The sequence below is a fragment of the Acetobacter lovaniensis genome (assembly GCF_014207635.1).
GTDB lineage: Bacteria > Pseudomonadota > Alphaproteobacteria > Acetobacterales > Acetobacteraceae > Acetobacter > Acetobacter lovaniensis.
Genome location: NZ_JACHIE010000047.1, coordinates 1 through 1,766, shown reverse-complemented (window position 1 = coordinate 1,766; position 1,766 = coordinate 1). Strand labels below are relative to the sequence as shown.

Sequence of the window (1,766 nt, the reverse complement as noted above, 5' to 3'; positions counted from 1 at the left end):
ACACCCAGTGCGTTAAGAGCGGTTGCGACGATGTGAGGGGCGGAGAGCCCGGCCTCGTCATACTGCGCGTCCTGCGTGTTGTGGTCGATAAAGCGGTCGGGCAGGGTCATGGGGCGGAAGCGCACCCGGTCAAGCAGCCCGGTGCGGGCCAGATGGTGGCAGACCTGTGTGCCAAATCCACCTTCGGACCCTTCCTCGATGGTGATCAGCACCGCATGGTTGCGGGCAAGGTTTTCCACCAGAGCCGTATCAATCGGCTTGGCAAAGCGGGCATCGGCCACGGTCGGGGGCAGGCCCTGTGCCGCCAGCATGTCGGCCGCCTGCAGACAGGCCCCAAGCCTTGGCCCGAGCGAGAGAATGGCAATGCCACCCGTCTGCGCACCGGACTGACGCCCCATCTCGCGGATCATGCGGCCCTTGCCAATTTCCAGCACCTGCCCCTCGGCAGGCAGGTCCAGCCCAAGCCCGTTGCCGCGCGGGTAACGCAGGGCAATCGGGCCGTCATCAAACTCAGCGGCTGTGGCTGTCATGTGCAGCAGTTCCAGCTCGTCCGAAGGGGCCATGATGGTCATGCCCGGCAGGCAGCCCAGATAGGCAATGTCGAACGACCCGGCATGTGTTGCACCATCGGCCCCGACCAGACCCGCACGGTCAATGGCAAAGCGGACCGGCAGGTTCTGGAGCACCACGTCGTGCATGACCTGATCATACGCACGCTGGAGGAAGGTGGAGTAAATGGCGCAGAACGGGCGCAGGCCCTCGGTGGCCATACCTGCGGCAAAGGTAACGGCGTGCTGCTCGGCAATGCCTACGTCAAAAAAGCGCTCGGGGTAGTTCTTGGCAAACGCATCCAGCCCGGTGCCGGACGGCATGGCGGCGGTGACTGCGGTCAGGCGTTTGTCGGTCTGGGCACGGCGGACAAGCTCACGCGCAAAAACCGAGGTGTAGCTGGGCGGGCCAGCGGGGCCTTTCTTCTGCTCACCGGTAATGACGTTGAACTTGGCTACGGCGTGGTATTTGTCGCCCGCGTTCTCCGCCGGGCGGTAGCCGTGGCCTTTTTCCGTAATCACATGCAGCAGGATGGGGCCTTTATCCGTATCGCGCAGGTTGCGCAGGATAGTGACCAGCTGCGGCAGGTCGTGCCCGTCCACGGGGCCAACGTAGTAAAAGCCCAGCTCCTCGAACAGTGTGCCGCCGGTAATCATGCCGCGTGCGTATTCGTCCGCCTTGCGGGCGGTGCGTTCCACCGGAGCGGGCAGCTTCTTGACGAATTTGCCCGCCAGTTCGCGCAGTTCCATGAACTTGCGCGACGACATGAGGCGCGAGAGGTAGTTGGACATGGCCCCGACCGGCGGAGCAATGGACATCTCGTTATCGTTAAGGATCACGATCAGGCGTTCAGCGCCCGGCCCGGCCACTGCGGCGTTGTTCATGGCCTCATACGCCATACCGGCGGAAATGGAGCCATCGCCGATCACCGCAATCACATTGCGTTCACGGTAGGAGGGGTCATCCTCCGCGCGCAGGTGGTGCGCCACCGCCATCCCCAGCCCGGCGGAAATGGAGGTGGAGGAGTGGGCCGCGCCAAACGGGTCGTATTCGCTCTCGGAGCGGCGGGTAAAGCCCGACAGCCCACCCGGCTGGCGCAGGGTGCGGATGCGCTCGCGCCGTCCGGTCAGAATCTTGTGCGGGTAAGCCTGATGGCCCACATCCCAGATCACCCGGTCATCGGGCGTGTCGAACACCGCGTGCAGGGCTACGGTCAG

The 1,766-nt window shown here is 64.4% G+C and carries 1 protein-coding gene; it reads right to left on the bottom strand.

From position 1 onward, the window contains the following. Positions 1 to 1,766 (bottom strand): 1-deoxy-D-xylulose-5-phosphate synthase (gene dxs / locus HNR55_RS16625; protein ID WP_184382801.1); only part of this gene is annotated, 1,766 nt, incomplete at both ends.